This window comes from Streptomyces sp. NPDC001493, assembly GCF_053597235.1.
Genome location: NZ_JBSFHV010000002.1, coordinates 141,415 through 164,206, shown reverse-complemented (window position 1 = coordinate 164,206; position 22,792 = coordinate 141,415). Strand labels below are relative to the sequence as shown.

Genomic DNA, 22,792 nt, shown 5'->3' with positions numbered 1-22,792 from the left:
GGAGGATGGGGCGCGGTGGGCGAGGCTGTGGGCGGTACGGGCGGTACGGGCGGTACGGGCGGTACGGGCGCGGACGTTCGGGACGGGGACGTCCGGGACGAGGACGTTCGGGACGGGGAGGCGCGGGACGGGGAGGCCGTCTCGCGGTTCGTCGAGCGGTTCGCGGCCGACATGACGGAGGCGGGCATGCAGCGCATGGCCTCCCGGGTCTTCGCCGCGCTCCTCGCCGACGACGACGCCACGATGACCTCGGCCGAACTCGCCACCGAGCTGCGGATCAGCCCGGCCGCCGTCTCCGGCGCGATCGGCTACCTCACCCAGGTCGGCATGGTCGGCCGCGAACGCGAACCGGGCTCCCGCCGCGACCGCTACCGGCTGCACCACGAGATCTGGTACACCACCTTCGCCGGACGCGACCGGGTCATGACCCGCTGGGAGCAGACCCTCCGGGAGGGCGCCCGCTCCCTCGGCGAGGACACCCCGGCGGGCGCCCGGCTCGCGGAGACGGCGGAGTTCTTCGAGTTCGTGCAGTCCGAGATCGTCACGATGATGGAGCGGTGGAAGGCCCGCCAGGACGCCCGCCGGTGACCGAGGGGCCGGAGGCGGCGGCGATACTGGCCGCCGGTCGTCTTTGGCCGCCGGTCGTCTTCTTGGTCGTTGGCCGCCGATCCGTGCACGAGCGCCGTGGAGGCATCGCATGAAGATACGGCCCGTGCGGCCACGCACCGCAGTGGTGGGCGGCGTGGTCCTCGCCGGAGTGCTGGCTCTGGCCGGGGGCGCGGAAGCGGTCGCCCGGCACGTGGTGGACGGGCGGGTGGAGAAGCTGGCCGGCGAGCGGCTGGGTTCCGAGGTGACGGCCGACACCGACGGCTGGGGTCTCGTGGCGCTCGCCCGCGGCGAGCTGGGCACCCTCACCCTGCACGCGGATGATGCCGCGCTCGACGGATTCGACGGGGTCACGGTCGACGCGGAACTCCGGGACCTCGTCGTCCCCGACGGGGACGGCCGGGCCTCGGTGTCCGGCAGCAGCGCCCGGGCCGAGGTGCCGACCGGCGCCCTGCGCGAGCGGGTCACCGCGGCCGGCGGCGCGTTCGCGGCGATGGTCGGCGACGTCGAACCCCGGCCCGGGGACGGGACGCTGCGGATCATGCTGGGTCCGGGCGGCCTCGGTCAGGCCGACATACGGCCCGAGCTGCGCGACGGCACCGTCCGCTTCACGCTGGCCGGCGCGAAGATGCTCGGCGTGGACGCCCCGAAGTCGCTGACCGCCCGCATCGAGTCCGCCCTCACGGGCCTGTCCCCCGCCGGTGCGGGCGGTACGGGCGGTGGCGCGGCCGGTCCGGATGCCGCGGCGGACGCGCTGGGCCTTCGCCCCACCGCCGTCACGGTCACCGAGGACGGGCTGCGGGTGGACCTGAAGGGCGGACCGGCCACGTTCGACCAGGACGCCGGGGCTGAGGGCGGGGGTCGCTGAGCCCACGCGAGCCGAGGCCGTGGCCGGGGCCGGGCCGCCGGGGCAGGGCCACCGGGGGCAGGGCCGGGGCCAGGCCCACCGGCCTCAGGCCGCCGCCTCGGCCGCCGGCACCATCAGCCCCCAGGCGTCCGCCCACACCGTCCACGTCCGCCGTCGGACCGGGCCGTGGAGCTGTATGTCGGCGCGGTAGCGGAAGTCGGGGCCGGAGACCGTCACCGCCTTGGCCTCCGCCGTCACGGTCTCGCCGCTCGACGTGCGTACCACCACCTCCGCCAGGCCGCCGCCGCTCCGCGAGGTCACCGTGACGCCCTCGACGGCACGGTCCAGGTCGTTGAGGAGGACCCCGTCCGCTTCCACGCGGAGGCGGTAGCCGGAAGCTCCGGAGGGGGTTGCCGCCGGGACGGGGCGGACGAGGGTGCGGACCAGGGAGAGGCAGGTGTCCCAGACGGCCGTGACACCGGTGTGCGGTGCCGCCCCCGGGCCGTCCGTGGTCTGGCCGGGGGCGGGCGGCGGCGCCGGGACGTCCACGCCGCCCAGGACCACCCCGTCGCTGTCGTCCACGAGCAGGTCGAGCCGGTGCACCGCCCCGTCCAGTGCCGTACGCGCCGCCGCCACCGCGCCGCGCGGCACACCGAGGGCGTGGGCGAGCCGGAGGGCGGGCGGGGCGCCGACGGGGACGAGCGCCAAGGCGCTGTCGGAGAGCTCCCGGTCGCGGTGCAGCTGGGCCACCGCGCGGAGCAGAGCGTGGTCGTCGCCGATGACCACCGGCCGCCTGCTGCCCCGCCGGGACAGGGCGCGGGCGAACTCCTCCGGGGTGTCCGGAAGGGAGATCTTGGCGTGCGCTCCGGCGTTCAGCACGTCCTTCGCGATACGGACGGACTCGCCGTCGGTCCGGCGGGCAACCGGGTCGATGACCACCAGCAGCTGGTGGCCGTCGTCGCCGGGGGGCTCTGCAGCCGACACCTCGGTCCTTCCTCGGGTAGCATCTTGGTGCAAGAGCCCCTTGCGCTATTGCGCCAGGGGCTTCGTCTATTCCGGGGCACCCGGTTCGACGGCTCAGGCTTTGTCGTACATCGTCGTATGGCAAGTACGACCTTTACGTACGCCCCTGACCTTGGACATGCCCCGCCCGGAAGGGGTGTACGCCTGTGCCCGCACTTGTGCTGCTCGGTGCTCAGTGGGGTGACGAGGGCAAGGGGAAGGCCACCGATCTCCTCGGTGGATCCGTCGACTATGTGGTGCGATACCAGGGCGGCAACAACGCCGGTCACACGGTTGTCGTAGGCGACCAGAAGTACGCACTGCATCTCCTCCCCTCCGGAATCCTGTCACCGGGTTGTACCCCGGTGATCGGTAACGGTGTCGTGGTCGACCCCGCGGTGCTGCTCTCCGAGCTGAGCGGACTGAACGAGCGAGGCGTCGACACGTCCAAGCTTCTGATCAGCGGCAACGCTCATTTGATCACTCCGTACAACGTCACGCTCGACAAGGTGACGGAACGCTTCCTCGGCAAGCGGAAGATCGGCACGACCGGCCGCGGAATCGGCCCGACGTATGCCGACAAGATCAACCGTGTCGGTATTCGCGTCCAGGACCTCTACGACGAGTCGATCCTCGTCCAGAAGGTCGAGGCGGCCCTGGAGCAGAAGAACCAGCTTCTGGCCAAGGTCTTCAACCGCCGCGCGATCGAGGCCGAGGGCATCGTCGAGGAGATGCTCCAGTACGCGGAGCAGATCAAGCCGTTCGTCGCCGACACGACGCTGATCCTCAACAACGCCATCGACGACGGCAAGGTCGTCCTGTTCGAGGGCGGGCAGGGAACCCTGCTCGACGTCGACCACGGCACGTACCCCTTCGTCACCTCGTCGAACCCGACCGCGGGCGGCGCCTGCACCGGCGCCGGCGTGGGCCCGACGAAGATCAGCCGGGTCATCGGCATCCTGAAGGCGTACACCACGCGCGTCGGCTCCGGCCCGTTCCCGACGGAGCTGCTGGACGCGGACGGCGAGGCGCTGCGGCGCATCGGTGGCGAGCGTGGTGTCACCACCGGCCGTGACCGTCGCTGCGGCTGGTTCGACGCCCCGATCGCGCGCTACGCGACCCGGGTCAACGGTCTGACCGACTTCTTCCTCACCAAGCTCGACGTGCTCACCGGCTGGGAGCAGATCCCGGTCTGCGTGGCGTACGAGATCGACGGCAAGCGCGTCGAGGAGCTGCCCTACAGCCAGACCGACTTCCACCACGCGAAGCCGATCTACGAGAACCTGCCGGGCTGGTCCGAGGACATCACCAAGGCGAAGACCTTCTCCGACCTGCCGAAGAACGCGCAGGCCTACGTGAAGGCGCTGGAGGAGATGTCGGGCGCTCCGATCTCCGCGATCGGTGTCGGCCCCGGCCGCACCGAGACGATCGAGATCAACTCGTTCCTGTAAGGAGCCCGCAGGGGCCTGTCGGGGCTCCCGAGGGACCCCCGTACGACGACGGCCGCGGGCCGGGGCACGTTCTGTGCCCCGGCCCGCGGCCGTTTGTTCGTGGTGGCCGTTTGTTCGTGGTGGCCGTTTGTTCGTGGTGGCCTTTTCGTCTGTGGCGGCCGTCGGGGAGTGGGGCGTCAGGAGCCGGGAACGTCGCCGCACAGGGGGTACGCCTGCGGGGCCGAGCAGGGCACGTGGCCGTGGGTGCGCAGGACCTGCTGGTCGTGGCTGTTCACGTAGTCGAGGAAGCGGGCCGCGAGCGAGTCGGGGGCCGGGTCCCGGTACGTGTACGCGTACTCGGCCACCCAGTACGGGTAGCCGTTCGTGGTGATCTTCTCGGGGGACGGTTCCTCGGCGTCGATGGTGATGCGGTGCAGCCCCTTCGGGGCGGCCGCGCCGGTGCGCAGCTCGCTGTAGCCGATCGCACCGTCGACGGTTCCGACGGTGCGCAGCACCTCGTCGGTGCTGCCCAGCTCGCACCGGGTGACCAGCGCCTTCGGGTCGTCCCGGGTGAGGCAGTCGCGGGAGGAGGTGGGGATGGGCTCGTTGCCGCCCAGCACCCGGCGCTGGAGCGCCACCCGGGTGCCCGAGTTCGCGTCCCGGCTGACGAGCCGGATCTCCAGGTCCGGGTTGCCGGGGAAGTGGTTCCAGTTGCGGATCTCGCCCCGGTAGATCCGGCGTACGTCGTCGAGCGACAGATCCTTAACCCGCACCTTGTCGTTGACGACGAGGGAGAACAGGACGACGGCGACCCGGCTGTTCTCGTGCAGCTCCGGGTAGCCGCCCGGCTTCGGGCCGTCGGCGAAGACGACCGTGGCGGGGGAGGAACCGCGTTCGTCGAGCAGCCGGACTCCGGCGTCACTGCCGTGCATGTCCACGTCGATCGAGGAGCCCTCGCACGCCTGCGTGTACAGCTTCGCCAGCTCGGTCACGGCCGGCTGGAACGCGGTGGAGCCCACCACCCGCAGGGAGCCCCGCGCGCACTCCACCGGCGGCGGGGTGCGGTCGAGCGCCAGGATGATCGTGGAGAGGGTGACGACCCCGATGGTCAGCGCCACGGTGATGGACCGGGCGGCCCTGCTGAACACCGGTGGCTTCTCGTCGGGACGGGCCGCGCTGTTGACGCGTACGTCCCCGTCCCGGATGCCTCCGACGACCCGGATCGGGCTGCCCACCTCGCCGCCGGTGAGCAGCACGAGGAGCTTGAAGTGCTGGTGGCGGTTGAGGGGCACCCGGGGCAGCCGGATCAGACCGCCCTCCTGCCGCATCCCGGCGGCGGGGGTGAAGTGCTCCATCAGATGCCCGGTCTCGACGGGCTGGGTCACCGCTATCCCGCGCACCGTACGGTCGGTGAACTCCACCGTCAGGCCGTGCCGTTCGATGCCGGTGTAGTCGTCGCGGGAGATGGACTGCGAGCCGTCGTTCTCGATGCGCAGCAGCACGAGGGTGGCGTCCGACATGTCGGGGGTCTCGTCGAAGAGCCCCAGCCGGACGTTGACGCCGCTGCCGATCGGGGTGTCCATCTGGACGCGGTACCCGATGCGCCGCTGGGCCGGGATGCGGCGCTCGTACCAGAGCACCCCCACGGAGACCAGCACGCCGACCGCGGCGGTCGCGACGGCCACGACGTTCTCGGCGCTCAACCATTCCACGGCTGCCTCGCACCCCTTCGTGCGTACCGAACCGGGCCCGCTCGGCGCGCCCTTGGGCGGCCCACCGTACGAGCGGGAGGGCGGGGACGGAGCGGGGGAGCGTGTGTTGTCGGCGGGTGTTCGCCCCTTGTTCAGCTCGGCGCGGGAGCGGGCGGGGAGGTGCGGGGAGGTGCGGGGAGGTTCCGGCGGTGGGAGCTGGTTCGGACGGATGGGGGTCTGGTTCGGGCGGGTGGGCTCTGGTTCGGGCGGGCGGGGTGTCAGAAAGCCCGGTAGTACTCGGCGGGTTCGCCGTCCGCGCTCATGCTGTGGACCAACAGGCGTTCGCGGCCTTCGAAGGTGTCGATCCGCAGGTACTGCGAGCCGCTGGAGAAGCAGTCGGGGTCGGAGCGGTCCGCTGCCGAGAGCATGTCCGGTCCGGCGACCAGCAGTTCGCCCGCTCCGCCGACGACGGCGGTGCCCGCGCAGGCGACGGGGCCGACGGTCGGCAGACCGGTGTCGGGGTCCAGCTTCGGGGTTCTCGATACGTACCGGATGAGCGGGGCGCCCACCGGCCCCTGGGCGACGGTGAGGTCGTACCGGTACGGATGCCTCTCCCTCGGGCCGAGCTCGGGCATGGGGGCACGCTTCCAGTACCCGAGGAAGGCGGCCGGGACCGCCCGGGGCCCGCTCGCGGCCCGCCGGAAGAGGGAGTGGACCGCCCCGGAGGTCCACTCCATGACGTCGGGCGAGCGCACGGCCAGCGTCTGGTGGGCGGCCGGGGTGCAGCGGCCGGCGGGGATGCTGATGCGCACGTCGCTCTCGCCGAAGACGATGTGGTCCTCGTCGGCGTCGACGAGGACGGACCGGCCCATGCAGAGGCGTTCGCCGAACACCTGGACGTAGGTGGCGGTCCTGTGGCCTCGGGTGCCCTGCCGGATCTCGATCCGGCCCGTCTCGTACGGGGCGTCGTCGGCGCCCTTGAGTACGCCTTCCCAGGCGCCGAGGTAGACCTCGGGGACGTCGCCGGGGCCATTGGGCCCCCAGGGGCGGGAACCGTAGCTGCCGTCGCCGATGCCGTCGTCGCCGGTTTCGGAGCCCACGTCGGTGCCCATGTCGGTGCTCTGCGCGGGGTTGCCGAAGCCGCCGAGACCGACGAGGCGGCTGAATCCGCCGAGCCCACCGGTGGTGTAGTGCTGGAGGGCCAGGCCCGCGCCGAGCAGCCCGCTGACCGCGCAGGCGGCGAGCAGGGCGGTGCGACGGAGGACGCGGCCGCCCCCGTGAGTGCGGGTGGCCTCCCAAGGAGGTGCCGGGGGCCTTGTCGGGGGCGTCGGCGGGCACGTCGGCAGGGATGTCGGTGAGGGCGTCGTCGGGGGCCTCTCCCGGCGGGCGGCCGTGCGCGTCTCCTGGGGTGTCGTCGGGGGTGTTTCCGCAGGTGGCGTCGGGCCGCTGGGCGGGGTGTGTACCGGGTGGGCGCAGGGTGTGGCGCGGGGTGTGGGGTCCTCCGTCGATCGGTGTGGGGGGACGGTGGGTTCGGGGGCGGCGTGACCCGGAGCGGTGGGCTCAGGGGCGGAGTGGCCCGGCGTGGTGGCTGCCCGGGTGAGGTGGTCAGGGTCGGCGCGGTCAGGGTCGGGACGGTCAGGGTCGGGACGGTCAGGGTCGGGATGGTCCGGGGCTGGTGTCTCCGCGTCCAGGAGCCGGGGCGCCTGGGATCCGAGCAGGGCCAGGAGCTCGGGCGGCAGCCATGGTTGGGGCCGCCTCGCCGACCGGGCGGGGGCCGACTTCGCCAGGGCTGCGGCGGTGGGGCGGCGGTGTGGGTCGCGATGCAGGCAGGACCGCACCAGGGGGCCGAGTTCGGCGGGAAGCGCGGCCAGGTCCGGCTTGTTGTTCGCGATCCGGAACATGATCGCGTGGACACCGCTGTCGGACGCCCCGAAGGGCTGTACACCGGTCGCCGCGTACGCGAGGACCGCGCCGACGCAGAAGATGTCCGAGGCGGCGGTGACCTTCTCGCCCCGTACCTGCTCCGGTGACATGAACCCCGGCGAACCGATCACCGCTCCGGTGCTGGTCAGGCCGCCGTCCGTGACCGTCTCCACGGCCCGGGCGACACCGAAGTCGATGATGCGGGGGCCGTCCACGGTGAGCAGGATGTTGGACGGTTTCAGGTCGCGGTGGACGAGTCCTGCCGCGTGGATGTGGGCCAGCGCCCGCCCGAGCCCGGCGGCCAGGAAGCGTACGGAGTTCACCGGCAACGGCCGCACCTGCGTGGCGGGTTCGGGTCTGCCGCGCTCGGCGGCTTCCCCGTGCCCCTCCGCCCAGGTGCGCGAGGCGCGTCGTTTGTGCCGGTCGCCCACGACGGTACGGAGCGAGGGGCCGGGTACGTACGCGATGGCCACCCACGGAAGGGCGGCTTCCGTGTCCGCCGCGATGACCGGTGCGGTGCCCGCGCTGCCGACGCGCTCCAGCGCGGCGACCTCCCGGGCGAACCGGATCCGGAACTCGTCCACCACCGCGAACTGGGCGTGCACGACCTTCACCGCCACGGTCCGCCCGCCCTCCGCGCGTGCGAGGTAGACGCGTCCCATCCCTCCGGTGCCGAGGCGTCCGAGAAGCCGGAACGGGCCTACCCGAGGAGGATCTTGAGGAGTCAGCGGGTCCACGCCCGGATACTCGCATATCGGTCGCCCGGGTGGCGCGGTACCGCGCCCCGGCGGCCGGACCCGGAGTGGGCCAGGAGGCTGCCGCGCACCGGCAGATCCTGTCGTGCACCCGTGGCCCGTGGCCGGTCGCCCCTTCGAACTGAGTTGCGGTGAGGGGGCGTCGGGGCAGGGCGGGGCTGCTCGGATTCTTTCTCGGGGCGCCGGCCGGCGCACTGGTGAGAACTCCCCAACACCCTGATGTTTAGGCCCTGTTGAGAGGCTGTCTCGGTCTCTCTCCGGCGCGGGGGATTCGGAGAGGGAGCTCCGGTGCGAAGCGAATGAAGCTTGGTCCAGACCTTGACAGGTCCAGACCAGTCTCGCTTGAGTGTCCGCACCCCCACAAGACGGCGCGCCCCCGGACCGGTCAGAAGTCCGGACGCAGCGTCGCACCGAAGGAGTGATCACGTGTTCCGACGCGTCATGGGCCTTCTCGTCGCGGCAGCGGCCGTAGCGGCCACGGTTGTCGTCCTTCCCGCCAGTACGGCCTCCGCCGCGACCTGCGCCGCCGCCTGGAACTCCTCGTCCGTGTACTGGGGCGGCGACTCCGCCTCCCGCAACGGCCACAACTGGACCGCCAAGTGGTGGACCCAGAACGAGGTTCCCGGCACCACCGACGTCTGGGCCGACGCCGGCACCTGTGGCAGTGGCGGCACCACCGACCCCGGCACGCCGAGCACCTCCGGCTTCGTCGTCAGCGAGTCGCAGTTCAACCAGATGTTCCCGAGCCGGAACTCCTTCTACACGTACTCCGGGCTGACCGCCGCCCTGAGCGCCTACCCCGGCTTCGCCAACACCGGCAGTGACACCGTCAAGCGCCAGGAGGCGGCCGCCTTCCTCGCCAACGTCAGCCACGAGACGGGCGGGCTGGTGTACGTGGTCGAGCAGAACACGGCCAACTACTCGCACTACTGCGACACCTCGCAGTCCTACGGCTGCCCCGCGGGCCAGTCCGCGTACTACGGCCGCGGCCCGATCCAGCTGAGCTGGAACTTCAACTACAAGGCCGCCGGTGACGCCCTCGGCATCAACCTGCTGGCCAACCCCAACCTCGTCCAGACGGACGCGGCCGTGGCCTGGAAGACCGCTCTCTGGTACTGGAACACCCAGAGCGGCCCGGGCACGATGACGCCCCACAACGCCATGGTCAACGGTGCCGGGTTCGGTGAGACCATCCGCTCGATCAACGGCTCCATCGAGTGCAACGGCGGCAACCCCGCCCAGGTGCAGAGCCGCGTCAACTCCTACCAGTCGTTCACCTCGATCCTGGGTGTCACCCCCGGTTCCAACCTGAGCTGCTGATCCCCTTCCTTCTCCGAGGCCGCTCCACGAGCCGCCTCCGCGCCACCGTCTCCACCTCCTCCTCCGCTTGACCTGGCGGGGGGTGCGACCGGCCCCCGGCCGTGCCGCACCCCCCGCTTCGGCGTTCCTGAGGCGGCGTTGGCAAGATCCGTGTGCATGACATCCGAGACATCCGACAGCGGCAGCCTGCCCACCCCCACCACGACCGCCGAGCGGATCGCCCTCGTCGACCACGTGCTCGGCCTGCCGTTCCCGCAGGGCGACGAGGCCGAGGACAGCGGGGTACGGAGCAGCGGTCCCGGCCACCATCTGCTCATCCTGCGGGCGAGCGAGGACTTCTGGGACGGCCGGGAGGAGGAGACGACGGAACCGGCCGAGGAGGAGATCGAGGCCGAGTTCAGCGCCGTCGCGACGGCGCTCACCGAACGCTGGGGCGAACCCGAGACGGTCGACCTGTGGCCCTGGTTGGCCGGTGACGACGAGACGGAGGTGGCCTCGGCGGCCCCCGAGCCCCTGGGGCAGCTCTGCAACCTGGCCGGCAGCATGCAGGTCTGGCACATCCCCGACACCACCCGCTGGCTCGGCCTCACGGTGGGCCAGGCCGACCCGGAGTTCCCGATCTGGCTGCTTGCCGCGGTCGGTGAGAACGAGGTCCTGGAGACAGGGGGCCTCGGCGACGGGAAGACCGGGGACGGCGAGACCGGGGACGGCGAGGGTTCCCGCCTCTGAGCCCGGGGCCGGAAGGCATCGGCGACGGAACGTGCTCAGGTACCCGTCCCGTTGGCGGATGCGGATGCGGATGCGGATGCGGATGCGGATGTGGATGTGGTGTCGGTGACGGCGGTGGCGATGGCGGCCGTGGGGCTCAAGGGTGGAATCGGCCGAACCGCCACAGCACATGCACGACGCGGAGCACCGCGAGCAGCCCTCCGACCGAGGCTCCCGTGATGAGCAGAGCCCTGTCGACGGTGTGGGAGAGGTCCCAGACAACTGCGGGGCCCGCGATCGCGCCGAACACGACGGCTCCGAGGAAGCACGCACTGACCAGCGCGTAGCCGATCTCCACGGTGATCTCGTCCCGGTCTTCCTGAGTCCTTCGCCCCGTTCCCATGGCCAGAGCGTGGCAGCAGGCACGGTCCAGGTCCAGTGGGTGGGGTTGAGCTTGAGGCCGGGGCCGGGGCCGGGGTGTGGCTGTGGGCGTGGGTGTGGGAGTGAGCGTGGTGGGGTGGCGGCTCCGTGGGGGAGAGGTGCGGTGGGGGGCGAATTCCCGGAGGGCGCCTGCGCTTGCCCCGTAAAACCTGGAAGAAACAGAGGAGTTTGTGTGTGTGGGGCGAAGTTGTAGGGGCAACAGAAGCTCTGGAGGTTGATAATCATGGTTCCCCTGCTTCTCGTTCTTCTTCTGGCCGTCATTCTTTTCGGTGCTGGATTCGCGCTCAAGGCGCTGTGGATCGTCGCAGCGATCGTCCTTGTTCTCTGGCTGATCGGCTTCGTGGCCCGCCCGAAGGGTGGCAGCCACCGCTGGTACCGCTGGTAGTTCGCACGAAACCGCCGTATGAGTAATTCGCTGTAGCAAGAGGGTCCGCTCCCGATGGGTGGGCCCTCTTTCGCGTTTCTCGATTCTTTTCGGTGCGGGGCGTCAGAGCTTTTGCGTCACAAGTGAAGGGAATTGGGGTGCATGGGTCGGGCCATGCCGGGCAAGCGAAGGTCAGGACGGAAACCGCACGTACGGTGGAATTCCCGTCCGACTGAGCCTGACATCCCTTCCGGCAACGAGAGAGGAAGCCTGGAGATGAGCGAGAACATCTGGGGCTACCAGCCCACGGCCGGCCACACCGCCGGCAACGACCTGATCGGCTACAAGGTCGAAGCGACCGACGGCAGTATCGGCAAGGTCGACAAGCACTCCGACGAGGTCGGCTCCTCCTACCTGGTGGTCGACACCGGGGTCTGGATCTTCGGTAGGCACGTCCTGCTCCCGGCGGGCACGGTGCGCCGAGTCGATCCGGAGGAGAAGAGGGTCTACGTGGACCTCGACAAGGAGCAGATCAAGAGTGCTCCGGAGTTCGACAAGGACTCGCACCTGGGGAACCCCGAGTTCTTCGAGACCACGGGTGAGCACTACGGGCGGCACCGTCGCATCTGACGCAGCCATGCGTCACACCTGACGCCTTCATGCGTCAGAACGGGCCTTTGTTTCACGTGACTTCGTCATCCATGAGGTGGCGCCCCCGAGGGAAAGTCACCGAGCCGAGACCGCAGCCAGGATCGAGGCGCCGGATTGCGGCGCTGGATCCCGGCAACCGGTTGATAGGGCCTGATGGGCCGGACCGGGCAGAGTTTCTCTGCCCGGTCCGGCCCGTTTTCCGTGCGCCCGAGTCTGCGCAGAAGACGTATCGATGTATTCGGCGATGGTTTCGATGAGTTGCGCCGATCCGTCCCGCACCACAGAGTTCCTCCAGGCGCAGAGCGTTGCAGTTTTCCGTCGTGGAGCCGCTGTCGGGTATCCCCACTTCGGGAGGTGATTCGGGAGGGTGGATCGCACACTCGGAGCGAGAGTGATCCACACGGCGAGCAAGCCGAGCAGGGCGCGGGCGTTGGCCCGACTGTTGGCCCAGGCGGTGGCCCGGCGGACTGCGATCGAGGTGTGCGCCGGTGTCCGTGAACTTTTCATGGGGGTGCCCTTTCTCCGCGCTGGCCACCCGAGAAGAGGAGCCAACATCCTTGTTCCGTCACTCCTGTACAGAGCACCGCCGTGTCGGAAAGGTTGATGTGCCCAAGGCCCACATCGCACGATCGAGTGATGGCCCCGTCGACGGTGGCTGTTGCTGTCTGGGGCGGGGTCAGGGATCGGCCGACTTGGCGTGAACGGATGTGGTGAACTGGCGGATGGAACAGCAGTATTGACGAAGGTGAGGCGAATGTCCGCTAAGTCCGAGTCGGTGAAGTTGGCCCAGAACCCAGATGCTCCGGGATAAAACCCCAGGTCGGGAAGGGTGCTCCCCGCGCGTGCGGGGATGGTCCCTGCGCGGGCCCGCACGGGAGCTGGTGTCGCCGGTGCTCCCCGCACCTGCGGGGATACCCCCAAGTCCGCCACCGCCCCACGCACTCCCCGCGCCCGCCCACGCCGCCCGCCTCCCCTCACCCACCCCTCCTCCTCACCCACCCCTCCCCCCACGTCAACTCCCCACCGCACAGTCATGGAACCCGGCACCCCCACCCCCTACGCTCGCCGTCATGACCGCTGAAGCCCTTCGTGGCGCCCGAGACCCGTTCGTCGACCAGGCCGCCGGTGCGGCCGTGAAGGCTGCCGACCGGGCGCACGTCTTCCACTCCTGGTCCGCGCAGGGCCTGCTCGATCCGCTCGCCGTGGCGGGGGCGGAGGGGTCGTACTTCTGGGATTACGACGGGAACCGCTACCTCGACTTCACGAGCGGTCTCGTCTTCACCAACATCGGCTACCAGCACCCGGTCGTCGTGGCCGCGATTCAGGAGCAGGCGGGCAAACTCGCCACCTTCGCACCCGCGTTCGCGATCGAGGCCCGGTCCGAGGCGGCGCGGCTGATCGCCTCCCACACGCCGGGAGACCTGGACAAGATCTTCTTCACCAATGGCGGGGCCGAGGCGGTGGAGAACGCCGTGCGGCTGGCGCGGGTGCACACCGGCCGTACGAAGGTGCTGTCGGCGTACCGCTCGTACCACGGGTCCACCTCGACCGCGATCAACCTCACGGGTGATCCGAGGCGTTGGGCGTCCGACACCGGGTCGGCGGGGGTGGTGCGGTTCTGGGCACCGTTCCTGTACCGCTCGCCGTTCTACGCGACGACCGAGGCGGAGGAGTGCGCCCGCGCCCTCCAGCACCTGGAGGACACCATCGCCTTCGAGGGGCCCGGCACGATCGCGGCGATCGTGCTGGAGACCATTCCCGGTACGGCGGGCATCATGATCCCGCCGCCCGGCTACCTCCCGGGCGTACGCGAGATCTGCGACCGGTACGGCATCGTCTTCGTGCTGGACGAGGTGATGGCCGGCTTCGGGCGTACCGGTGAGTGGTTCGCGGCCGACCACGAAGGGGTGGTGCCGGACTTGATGACCTTCGCGAAGGGAGTCAATTCGGGCTACGTGCCGCTCGGCGGCGTCGCGATCAACGCCGAGATCGCGGCCACCTTCGAGACCCGCCCGTACCCCGGCGGTCTCACCTACTCCGGGCACCCGCTGGCCTGCGCCGCCGCCGTCGCCACGATCCGGGTGATGGAGGAGGAGAAGGTCGTCGAGCGGGCCGCCCGCCTCGGCGAGAAGGTGCTCGGGCCGGGGTTGCGCGAGCTGGCCGAGCGCCACCCGTCGGTCGGTGAGGTGCGGGGCGTGGGCGCGTTCTGGGCGCTGGAGCTGGTACGGAACGGGGAGACGCGCGAGCCGCTCGTCCCGTACAACGCGACCGGGGAGGCTGCGGCGCCGATGGCAGCTTTCGGGGCGGCGGCGAAGAAGCGGGGGCTGTGGCCCTTCATCAACATGAACCGCACCCATGTGGTGCCGCCCTGCACCATCAGTGACGCCGAGGCGATCGAAGGCCTCGCGGCACTCGACGAAGCCCTCACGGTCGCCGACGGCTACACGGCCTGAACCACGTGGGCACGGTCGGACGCGCACCGGAGCGGCAGGACACGCACCGGCGCGGTCGGAAGCGCACCGCGCCGCCTGAATCGGCGCCACGCGCCGCCCACGCCACCGCGAGAGAAATGCCCGTTGTGGGCCCATCAGGCCGGAAAATCTCCTGTCCGAGGTGACGTGCCCTCACATCTCTCCCTGTGTCACCCTTTCCTCCCGCCCTGCCCGGATCCGGGCAGGGCGGGCCTGCCTTAAGGTGTCCCGAACAGAAAAATGGGGAGGGAACGGGATGAGCCCGCACGGAGGTGTGACCCGCAACACGCTGCGCCGCCAGATCTCCGGTGCGCTGCGTGACGAAGTGCTCGCGGGGCGTCTGCCGTCGGGCAAGGAGTTCACGGTCAAGCAGATCGCCGAGCAGTACGGGGTCTCCGCGACCCCGGTCCGCGAGGCACTCTTCGACCTCGCCTCGCAGGGCCTCCTCGTCTCCGACGAACATCGCGGGTTCCAGGTCCGCGCGTTCTCCGCCGAGGACTACCGCTCCATCGTGCAGGCGCGTTCCGTCATCGTGGAGGGCGTCTTCAGCGGCTGCCACCCGATCGCGGTCCGGGGTGAGGCGATGGTGTCGGTACGGCGCCGTGCCTCCGAGGCCGCTCGCGCGGCGAAGGGCGGCGACCTCGACGTACTGATCGGGTACGACCTGAGGTTCTGGCGCGAGCTGAGCGCTTTCCTGGGCAACCCGAACATCAGCGACTTCCTCGCGACCCTCCGCGTGCAGGGCTGGGTCTTCCTGGTGCACCGGCTCCGTACGAGCGCCGAGCGGAACCGGTTGCTCTGGCTCGATCACGAGGCGCTCGCCGACGCGGTCACCTCCGGGGACCGGGCGGGGGTGCTGGCGATGCTGCGCGGGTACTACGCCCGGGAGCAGGAATGGGCGGAACGGCTCCTGGCCGTCGAAAGGCTCGCGACGGACGGCCGCTGAGGCGTCCTCCCGTACGCCCCGCGCCCGGCAGGACCCGTACGCCCCCGAGTACAGCGGCCCGGCGCAGCCATCCGGCGCAGCGAACCTGGCGCATCGGCCCGGTGCGGCGACCCGTGTGACCCGGTACGCCCCCTGCGGCCCGTGAGGCGTCGTGCCCGCGCCGTGTCCGGATTCGTCCTGGTCCCGTGACCGCAGAGACCCTGTGCGTGGCCCACCTGCCGCATTACGCTGTCCCGACGAGCGCCCAACCCGTGTGAGAGCGAGACTTCGTGGCCTGTGACCTGTGGCTCGTCCCCCTCGTCGATGTGCTGTGCCACAGCCCCGACAACCCGTTCGCCGAAGAGATCGCCGTCTTCGACAACGCGCTGGGGGAGGCCGGTCTGCCGCCCGTCCCCGTGTACGCGTACATGCCGGGCCTCACCGGGGACGTGGCCCCCGTCGCGGGGTTCGACTACGAGGCGCTGCACTATCTGCGCCGGGCCTATCTGCTCCAGCTCAGCGGGCTGGCGGTCACGCCCGTCGACGGACTCGGCGGGGACTACGAACAGCTCCTGGAGATGTTCGAGCAGAGCGCGCAGCAGTCGCACCTGGTCTGGCACTTCGACCACGCGGGGGCGTACGTCCCGGTGGACTTCCCCGTTCCGCTCTCCAACGACGAGCTGCTGGAGGGCGGGGGACCGCTCGGGTCCTCGCACGGTCTGCTGCGCGAACTGGAGTTCGTCGCCCCGGCCATCGGCATCGACCCGGCGAACCCGCCGGCCCCGCCCGCGCCGCCCACCCGGCCCACCGAACTGGAGGAGCCGGCCGCCCCCATCGCGTACGACGTGAGCCCGTTCGCCCGGGAGCGGCACGTCTGGCTGGGCCTGAACGCGGCCGCGACCCGCAGCCTCGCGCAGGGATCGATGATCATCTTCAGCTGACGGAGCGCGCCCCCACCGAAGCGAAACCGCCGGAGACGGAATCCCCGAAGCGGGAACCCCCGGAGGCCGGGCCCCTCACCGGGGCGGCTCCGGCGGCCGTTGCCGGGGCATGTTCGGCCGGGTCACCGCGGGCATCGAGAAGCGGCCCGGTGGCCCGGTCTGCTCGCCCCGGCCAATACCGGCGCCCGTCACCAGGGACTGCATCCCCATGGGGGCGGGCCCGGCGCGGAACTCCACCATCCAGTCCGCCGTCTCGGACCGTACGAGCTCCGTGATGTCCTCGGAGAAGCGCCGCAGCACCCCGAGGCAGCGTTCGGCCGCCTCGCTCGCGGTGCCCTCGGTCGGGCCGAGCACCTCGCGTACGGACTCCGAGGCCCAGTCGAACTGGAGCACCTGGAGCCTGCGCTGCACGGCCTGCGCGGTGGCCAGATCCCTTATCCAGCCGGAGGTCAGGCCGAAGTACCGGTCGCAGGCCATGCAGGCCGCCCCCAGCAGCAACGAGAAGTAGCCGTACCCCGCCGAGCCCTCCAGCGCGCCCGTCAGGTCGAGCAGCGGCAGCGTCGCGCCCGCGACGACCCCGACCGAGGTGCCGACGCGGAGTCCGCGTGCGCCGCGCCGCTTCCAGGTGCGGTCCCTCAGGTACCAGGCCGCCGTCTCCAGCGCGCCCGTCTCGACCCACCGGTACAGCTCGTCGAGGCGTTCGGCCGGTTCGCCCCAGTCGCCGAGCGGGAACGGGCGCGCGGCGAGATCGCGTCCCGGTCCCGCCGGGCCGCCCGGTTCCGGGGCGGAATGCGTGACTCCGGTGCTGTCACCGGATGACCCCGCAGCGGATTCCTTGCGGGGCGGCCCCTCGGGCGGCATCTCCGGCTGGCTCACCGGGGCACTCCTCTGCACTCTGCGTGGAACTACGGAGGGTCTGTCTCGGGTATCTCCACTGACTCTCACCGACTCCGCCGTCTGGCTCGCTGCGCCGGCTCCGCCCACGGGCTGCGCTGACTCTGCGTGCCCGGCGGTGCGATCGTGTGTGGCGGTACGCATGCCCTTCCTACCGCCGAATGGTGGGCCGTGGGAGCGAAATCGCGGTATTACAGCGTGCTGACGGCCTCTGGTCAGGTATAGGGCGTTTTCCTGGGGTCGAGAATCTCACTCGAAAGAGTTGCTTCCGATGGGTGGAGCGGGGCACCCGGCAAGCACGTAGGCTCGTTTTAGCCAAACATCCGCCCTCGAAAAGCCCAGGAGTGACCATGATTCCCGGTGGTGGTCAGCCCAATATGCAGCAGCTGCTGCAGCAGGCCCAGAAGATGCAGCAGGATCTCGCGGTGGCTCAGGAGGAGCTGGCGCGGACCGAGGTGGAGGGCCAGGCGGGCGGCGGTCTGGTCAAGGCCACGGTGAACGGCTCCGGCGAACTGCGCGCCCTCGTGATCGACCCCAAGGCGGTGGACCCCGAGGACACCGAGACCCTGGCCGATCTCGTCGTCGCGGCGGTCCAGGCGGCCAACGAGAACGCCACCGCGCTCCAGCAGCAGAAGCTGGGCCCGCTGGCGCAGGGCCTGGGCGGCATGCCCGGACTCCCGTTCTGAGCCGTCCCGGCCGCTGGGACGGCTGACGCGCGAGCGGTCCCGCTGACGCCGAGGCGGTCGAGCCGGTCGGCACCCCTATTGGTACCCACGCGTACCCACTACGGTACGAGCAGGAATTGAAGGAAAGGCGTTCCGTTGTACGAAGGCGTTGTTCAGGACCTCATCGACGAACTGGGCAGGCTCCCGGGCGTCGGTCCCAAGAGCGCGCAGCGGATCGCCTTCCACGTTCTGCAAGCGGAGCCGACCGATGTGCGGCGCCTCGCCCATGCCCTCCTGGAGGTCAAGGACAAGGTCCGCTTCTGCTCGATCTGCGGCAACGTCGCGCAGCAGGAGCAGTGCAACATCTGCCGCGACACCCGCCGCGACCTGACGGTCATCTGCGTGGTCGAGGAGCCGAAGGACGTCGTCGCGATCGAGCGGACGCGTGAGTTCCGGGGCCGGTACCACGTGCTCGGCGGCGCCATCAGCCCCATCGAGGGCGTCGGACCCGACGATCTGCGCATCCGCGAGCTGCTGACCCGGCTCGCCGACGGCTCCGTCACGGAGCTGATCCTGGCGACCGACCCGAACCTGGAGGGCGAGGCCACCGCGACGTACCTGGCGCGGATGATCAAGCCCATGGGGCTCCGTGTCACCCGTCTCGCCAGTGGTCTGCCCGTGGGCGGCGACCTGGAGTACGCGGACGAAGTGACCCTGGGCCGCGCCTTCGAGGGGAGACGGCTTCTCGATGTCTGACGCGGGTACGTTGCAGAGGTTCCAGTCACCGTTCGTGCAGGTGCCCACCGGAGGTTCCCTCGATGTCTGACGCCACGCTGAACTCCGTCACGCAGGACCCGGACGACTTCGCCGTCCAGATCGCGGACCAGATCAAGACGTTCATCGTCGCGGTCACCGAGGTGTCCAAGGTCGACGAGCCGGAGGAGGCCGTTCCGGTCCTGCTCCTCCAGGTCTCCCAGCTGCTGCTCGCGGGCGGCCGGCTCGGCGCGTACGAGGACATCCTCCCGGACGAGCGGTACGAGCCCGACCTCGGCGCCGAGCCGGACGCGGACGGCCTGCGGGAGCGGTTCGCGGCCCTGCTGGAGCCGATCGACGTCTACTCCGAGGTCTTCGACCCGTACGAGCCCCGCAAGGCGCCCGTGCCGCACCGGATCTCCGACGACCTGGCCGACCTCGTCACCGACCTCGGCCACGGTCTCGCCCACTACGAGGCGGACCGTACGGCCGAGGCGCTGTGGTGGTGGCAGTTCTCGTACTTCTCCAACTGGGGCTCGACGGCCTCCGCGACCCTGCGGGCCCTCCAGTCGCTGATCGCGCACATCCGCCTCAACCAGCCGCTGGCGGAGCTGGACGGGCTCGACACCGACCAGGACCCGGGCGACGACGACCTCGCCGAGGCCGCGGGCCTGGTCATGGTCCAGGAGATCGCGGGGCCGCTGGGGCTTCGCCCGGTGAAGTAGCGGCCGGACCCCACGGACCGTACGGCCCGGGGCGCAGCCCCAGCCTTACGGGCCAGGGCCCCACGGACCGTACGGCCGCGGGCGGCGGGTCAGACCGCCGACCAGCCGTTGTCGACGGCGAGGATCACGCCGTTGATGTTGCTCGCCGCGTCCGAGGCGAGGAAGACGATCGCCGCGGCCTGCTCCTCGGCGGAGGCGGGCTTGCCGACGTTGCCCATGTAGGAGCCGAGGACGGCCGGGCCGAGCGCGTCGCGGTCGGCGTTCACCTGGATGTTGGTGATGGTGCCGCCGGGGGCGATGGCGTTGGTGCGGACGCCCTGGGCGCGGTACATGACGGCGGTCGACTTGGTGAGACCCGCGATGCCGTGCTTCGACGCGGTGTACGCGGCGCCCGCCGCCGAGCCGCGCAGGCTCGCCTCCGACGCGGTGTTCACGATCGCGCCCTTTCCGGCCGCCAGCATGTGCGGGAGCGCGGCCCGGGTCAGCAGGAACGGCGCGGTGAGGTTGACGCGTATGACCCGCTCCCACTCGGAGTCCGTGACGTCCGCCGCCGCCGACATGGAGTCCATGATTCCGGCGTTGTTGACCAGCACGTCCAGGCCGCCGAGGGCCTCGACGGAGGTGCGTACGACCTCGTCCACCACGGTCTGCTCGCTCAGGTCGCCCACCACCGCGACGGCCGTGCCACCGTCCGCCGCGATGTCGGCGACGGTCTGTTCGGCCCGCGCCTTGTCCAGGTCGGCGACGAGGACCTTCGCGCCCCGGGCGGCGAACTGGAGGGCGGTGGCCCGGCCGATGCCGGAGCCCGCGCCGGTGACCACGACGCTGCGGTCCTGGAAGTCGTTGGTGCTCATGGTGGTGCTCCCTCGCGTTGGTGTTCCGTATCGGACTGTACGGTTTCTTGGCGCGTAGTGCCAGAAAGTCATCCCGCGCCATAGTGCGGAGATCGTTAGGCTGGGGCCATGGGAGACGCTCCGACCTCTGCCGCGCAGTCCGTCCGCGCCGGCCGCCCGCCGCTGACCGAGCGCCGCAAGGCGGCCACTCGGCTGGAGATCGCGGAGGTCGCGGTGCGGCTCTTCGCGGAGAAGGGCGTCGCCGCCACCTCCGCCGACGAGATCGCCGCCGAGGCAGGCGTCTCGACCCGCACGCTCTGGCGGTACTTCCCGACCAAGGAGGCGTGCGTACAGCCGCTGCTCGCGGTCGGCGTCGACTCGCTCGCCGAAGCGCTCCGGCACAGCTCCGGCGACGAACCGCTGATCGACGCACTGGAGGCCATGCGGCCCGACACCATGCGCCCCACCGCCGGTTCGGAGGACGTACTCAGCCTGGTCAGGCTGACCCGTACGGAACCGGGACTCCGGGCCGTGTGGCTCCAGACCCACCTGGAAGCCGAGCCGGTCCTCGCGGAAGCCCTCGCCGAGCGCACCGGGGAGTCGCCGGACGCGCTGGCACCCCGGGTCGCCGCCGCCATGATCAACGTCGCGTTGCGGGTCGCGGCCGAGGAGTACGCCTGGAAGCGGGAGCGGACGGACCGCACCCTGGACGAGGTCGCGCGCGACGCGCTGCGGATCGCGGCCGGGGCCCTGCGGCAGGGGCCCGACTCGGGCTCAGGCTCGGGCTCAGGCTCTGGTGAGGGCTCCGGCTCCGTCTAGGGCTCCGGCTCCGTCGAGGGGGCCGGGGCGGCCGGTCGGTGACAACTCCCGTGCGGAGTCGGTCCGGCACGGCCGATCGGTGACAGCCTCTCGGTGAGCGACCGCCCGAGGGGTGTCTGCAGGGCGAGTGAGTCCACGGACGAGTGATTTCAGGGGCAGTTGATTGCCGCTCGGCTCGGGCGTTCTTCCGCAGGTCCGCCCGGAGCTCAAGCCCCGCGCTCCGAGCACCGAGTCACGAGCCCCGAGTTACGAGCTCCGAACCCCGGGCCTCGAACCTCGAGCCCCTTTCTGTAGGAATGGGTGGTCAGGTTGAATCCCACCCACCCACCCTCCCCATCGAGCGGGCCAAGTCCCGCGCGTCAGCAGGCGGATGGGGGCGTGTACGCACTTGGAGTGGCTTTCCGTGATCGGCTTGCGCCGGAGCGTGATGGCGCTCTACGTTCGCGTTGAGCAACCTCAAACCTCAGAAAACGGACGACCCCGGTGGTGTCAGCAAACACCGGCCGGGGTCTGACCGAAGCGAGATCGCAAACGTTCGAAAGAGACGATCCCTCATGGCTGGCGCCAACATTAGTGCTGCCCTGTCCACCCCTGGCCATCCCATGGCGAAAGCCGGGTACGGCAAGCGCCACGCGCCCGACCAAGCGCCCCGGCAGGCCCGCGACTTCGGCCATCTCCCGCCGAGGGAGGCAGCCATCGGTGCGTACATCGACCGGCTGCCCGAAGGCGCCGCCATCGGCTACAAGACCCTCGCCGAAGAGCTCCCCGACTACGGCCAGCAGGCCTGCCGCAGCGCCCTCGACCGGCTGACCCGCGCGGGCCATCTCCGCCGCATCAAGGTCCACTTGACCGGCGCCAACGGCACCTTGCACTGGGTGACCCGGACCTACTTCTCCCGGACCGCGCGGAACGCCGCCTGGTGGGCGGAGTTCGTACGGTTCGTGCGCGGGATCGACGTGACCGGCCAGTTGCCCGCCCCGACGGTGGTGCCGGACGCGGGAGTTCCGGACGTGGACGGTCCGAGGCCGGACACCGGCGCGCGGAACACCGGCGCGCGGAACACCGGCGCGCAGAGCACCCCGGCCCCGGGCGCGCGGGTGCCGGGCGCGGCCCCCTGGTACACGGCCCGGCCGGCGGAGGCCGAGGCCCCGCCCCAGCAGCCTGCCGCGCCCCCTGCCGACGCCGAGCCCCCGACGGCGCCCCCGGCCGACGCCGCGCGCACCGGTGAAGTGGCCGCGGTGGTCACCTCGTTCGGCGAGCTGATGGCGGGCCGCATGGACGCACCGCCGCCGGGTTCCGCCGCCGCCCTGGCCCTGGAGGCCGGGGCCGGGGCGCCCCGCTCGGAGGCGTACGACCTGCTCGCCGCGCTCGGCGGCCGGGACCCCCGGCTCCAGCTCTCCCGCGACGAGTGCACCGCGCTGGAGCCCCTCGTCGGCGAGTGGCAGGCCCGGGGCCTGAACCGCGACCGGATCACCCACGTCCTCTCGTCGGGGCTTCCCCCGGCGGTGCACTCCGCCGTTGCCTTCCTGCAGAACCGACTGGAGAACAAGATGCCCCCCACCCAGCAGCCCGCACCCGACGCACGGCCCGAAGCGGCGCACGAGGAGATCGCGGGGGCGCTGATGATGTGCCTCTTCTGCGACGAGGACGAGACCACGACGACCCTGGTCGACGGGGTCTGCGGAGACTGCCGCACCGCCATCGACCAGGACGAGGCGAGCGGCGCCACCGGCGACGTACCCGACACCTTCCTCGCCCGCCCCCGGCAGCAGCAGGACGTCGCCGCCCGGGTCGCCGAACTCCGCGCGGCGGCGGGCCGCCCGACGACGGTGCCGGTACCGCGCCGGTACTGAGGGGCCGGTCCCGGGTGGTTCCTGGCTTGCGGAGGCGGCGCGGACCGTGTGGGCTGGAACACAGACGCGCGTGGTGGCCGGTGAGATGGGCATAGGCCCCGTACGAGCGGCTCGGGTCGACACGCCGGACCATTTGGTGGGCGGGACATCTCACCATCTGGTAAGGGCGGGGAGA

21 protein-coding genes are annotated in these 22,792 nt (G+C 71.1%); 15 read left to right on the top strand and 6 right to left on the bottom strand.

Annotated features, from left to right (window positions below; translation table 11 throughout):
* The first annotated feature begins 171 nt into the window (after positions 1-171).
* Complete coding sequence (locus tag ACWCWD_RS03265) at positions 172-588, top strand: GbsR/MarR family transcriptional regulator (RefSeq protein WP_450770353.1); 417 nt, start codon at positions 172-174, stop codon at positions 586-588.
* A 109-nt stretch (positions 589-697) separates the two neighbouring features.
* Positions 698-1,474: a hypothetical protein gene (locus ACWCWD_RS03260; RefSeq protein ID WP_450769852.1), complete on the top strand. Its 777-nt coding sequence runs from the start codon at positions 698-700 to the stop codon at positions 1,472-1,474.
* Positions 1,475-1,558: 84 nt separating this feature from the next.
* On the opposite strand, the gene ACWCWD_RS03255 is transcribed toward ACWCWD_RS03260, so the two are convergent.
* Positions 1,559-2,437 carry a diacylglycerol kinase gene (locus ACWCWD_RS03255; RefSeq protein WP_450769851.1) on the bottom strand — a complete coding sequence of 293 codons (879 nt, stop codon included), beginning with the start codon at positions 2,435-2,437 and terminating at the stop codon, positions 1,559-1,561.
* 185 nt (positions 2,438-2,622) lie between these two features.
* Here ACWCWD_RS03255 and ACWCWD_RS03250 point away from each other — a divergent pair, with 185 nt between their 5' ends.
* Positions 2,623-3,906, top strand: a complete 1,284-nt coding sequence (locus tag ACWCWD_RS03250) for an adenylosuccinate synthase (RefSeq protein ID WP_450769849.1) — start codon at positions 2,623-2,625, stop codon at positions 3,904-3,906.
* A 176-nt stretch (positions 3,907-4,082) separates the two neighbouring features.
* Here ACWCWD_RS03250 and ACWCWD_RS03245 read toward each other — a convergent pair whose 3' ends face one another.
* Together ACWCWD_RS03245 and ACWCWD_RS03240 are read right to left on the bottom strand one after the other, a co-directional pair.
* A complete protein-coding gene (locus ACWCWD_RS03245) occupies positions 4,083-5,597 on the bottom strand; it encodes a PstS family phosphate ABC transporter substrate-binding protein (protein ID WP_450769848.1) in 1,515 nt (504 codons plus the stop codon).
* A 257-nt stretch (positions 5,598-5,854) separates the two neighbouring features.
* The gene (locus ACWCWD_RS03240; RefSeq protein WP_450769847.1) at positions 5,855-8,236 is read right to left on the bottom strand and encodes a serine/threonine-protein kinase; all 2,382 of its coding nucleotides are present in this window, start codon (positions 8,234-8,236) and stop codon (positions 5,855-5,857) included.
* 444 nt (positions 8,237-8,680) lie between these two features.
* On the opposite strand from ACWCWD_RS03240, the gene ACWCWD_RS03235 reads away from it, so the two are divergent.
* The gene (locus ACWCWD_RS03235; RefSeq protein WP_450769846.1) at positions 8,681-9,574 is read left to right on the top strand and encodes a glycoside hydrolase family 19 protein; all 894 of its coding nucleotides are present in this window, start codon (positions 8,681-8,683) and stop codon (positions 9,572-9,574) included.
* A gap of 156 nt (positions 9,575-9,730) precedes the next feature.
* On the top strand, positions 9,731-10,303 hold the full coding sequence (locus ACWCWD_RS03230) for a hypothetical protein (protein WP_450769844.1): 573 nt from the start codon (positions 9,731-9,733) through the stop codon (positions 10,301-10,303).
* 136 nt (positions 10,304-10,439) lie between these two features.
* Here ACWCWD_RS03230 and ACWCWD_RS03225 read toward each other — a convergent pair whose 3' ends face one another.
* Positions 10,440-10,685 carry a DUF6332 family protein gene (locus ACWCWD_RS03225; RefSeq protein ID WP_450769842.1) on the bottom strand — a complete coding sequence of 82 codons (246 nt, stop codon included), beginning with the start codon at positions 10,683-10,685 and terminating at the stop codon, positions 10,440-10,442.
* 261 nt (positions 10,686-10,946) lie between these two features.
* On the opposite strand from ACWCWD_RS03225, the gene ACWCWD_RS03220 reads away from it, so the two are divergent.
* The 5 genes from ACWCWD_RS03220 (at position 10,947) to ACWCWD_RS03200 (ending at position 16,075) form a co-directional block, all read left to right on the top strand.
* Positions 10,947-11,108: a hydrophobic protein gene (locus ACWCWD_RS03220; protein ID WP_266707077.1), complete on the top strand. Its 162-nt coding sequence runs from the start codon at positions 10,947-10,949 to the stop codon at positions 11,106-11,108.
* A 255-nt stretch (positions 11,109-11,363) separates the two neighbouring features.
* Positions 11,364-11,717, top strand: coding sequence for a PRC-barrel domain-containing protein (locus tag ACWCWD_RS03215; RefSeq protein WP_450769840.1), 354 nt, complete (start codon positions 11,364-11,366; stop codon positions 11,715-11,717).
* A gap of 1,091 nt (positions 11,718-12,808) precedes the next feature.
* The gene (locus tag ACWCWD_RS03210; protein WP_450769838.1) at positions 12,809-14,191 is read left to right on the top strand and encodes an aminotransferase class III-fold pyridoxal phosphate-dependent enzyme; all 1,383 of its coding nucleotides are present in this window, start codon (positions 12,809-12,811) and stop codon (positions 14,189-14,191) included.
* A 274-nt stretch (positions 14,192-14,465) separates the two neighbouring features.
* Complete coding sequence (locus ACWCWD_RS03205; RefSeq protein ID WP_450769836.1) at positions 14,466-15,155, top strand: GntR family transcriptional regulator; 690 nt, start codon at positions 14,466-14,468, stop codon at positions 15,153-15,155.
* A 269-nt stretch (positions 15,156-15,424) separates the two neighbouring features.
* Positions 15,425-16,075: a hypothetical protein gene (locus ACWCWD_RS03200; RefSeq protein WP_450769834.1), complete on the top strand. Its 651-nt coding sequence runs from the start codon at positions 15,425-15,427 to the stop codon at positions 16,073-16,075.
* Between the two features lie 75 nt (positions 16,076-16,150).
* Here ACWCWD_RS03200 and ACWCWD_RS03195 read toward each other — a convergent pair whose 3' ends face one another.
* The gene (locus tag ACWCWD_RS03195; RefSeq protein ID WP_450769832.1) at positions 16,151-16,951 is read right to left on the bottom strand and encodes an SLATT domain-containing protein; all 801 of its coding nucleotides are present in this window, start codon (positions 16,949-16,951) and stop codon (positions 16,151-16,153) included.
* Positions 16,952-17,319: 368 nt separating this feature from the next.
* Between ACWCWD_RS03195 and ACWCWD_RS03190 the strand changes: the two genes are divergently transcribed.
* The 3 genes from ACWCWD_RS03190 to ACWCWD_RS03180 all read left to right on the top strand — a co-directional run bounded on the left by ACWCWD_RS03190 (position 17,320) and on the right by ACWCWD_RS03180 (position 19,112).
* Positions 17,320-17,655, top strand: a complete 336-nt coding sequence (locus ACWCWD_RS03190; RefSeq protein WP_387371182.1) for a YbaB/EbfC family nucleoid-associated protein — start codon at positions 17,320-17,322, stop codon at positions 17,653-17,655.
* A gap of 135 nt (positions 17,656-17,790) precedes the next feature.
* Positions 17,791-18,390 carry a recombination mediator RecR gene (gene recR / locus ACWCWD_RS03185; RefSeq protein WP_450769830.1) on the top strand — a complete coding sequence of 200 codons (600 nt, stop codon included), beginning with the start codon at positions 17,791-17,793 and terminating at the stop codon, positions 18,388-18,390.
* 62 nt (positions 18,391-18,452) lie between these two features.
* Complete coding sequence (locus ACWCWD_RS03180) at positions 18,453-19,112, top strand: DUF5063 domain-containing protein (RefSeq protein ID WP_450769829.1); 660 nt, start codon at positions 18,453-18,455, stop codon at positions 19,110-19,112.
* Between the two features lie 89 nt (positions 19,113-19,201).
* Here the strand turns inward: ACWCWD_RS03180 and ACWCWD_RS03175 are convergent, their stop codons facing one another.
* Entirely contained in the window at positions 19,202-19,966 is a 765-nt protein-coding gene (locus ACWCWD_RS03175) for an SDR family NAD(P)-dependent oxidoreductase (RefSeq protein ID WP_450769827.1), read from the bottom strand.
* Between the two features lie 108 nt (positions 19,967-20,074).
* Here ACWCWD_RS03175 and ACWCWD_RS03170 point away from each other — a divergent pair, with 108 nt between their 5' ends.
* Both ACWCWD_RS03170 and ACWCWD_RS03165 read left to right on the top strand, forming a co-directional pair.
* Positions 20,075-20,764, top strand: a complete 690-nt coding sequence (locus ACWCWD_RS03170) for a TetR/AcrR family transcriptional regulator (RefSeq protein WP_450769826.1) — start codon at positions 20,075-20,077, stop codon at positions 20,762-20,764.
* Positions 20,765-21,366: 602 nt separating this feature from the next.
* A complete protein-coding gene (locus tag ACWCWD_RS03165; RefSeq protein WP_450769824.1) occupies positions 21,367-22,617 on the top strand; it encodes a hypothetical protein in 1,251 nt (416 codons plus the stop codon).
* The last annotated feature ends 175 nt before the right edge of the window (positions 22,618-22,792 follow it).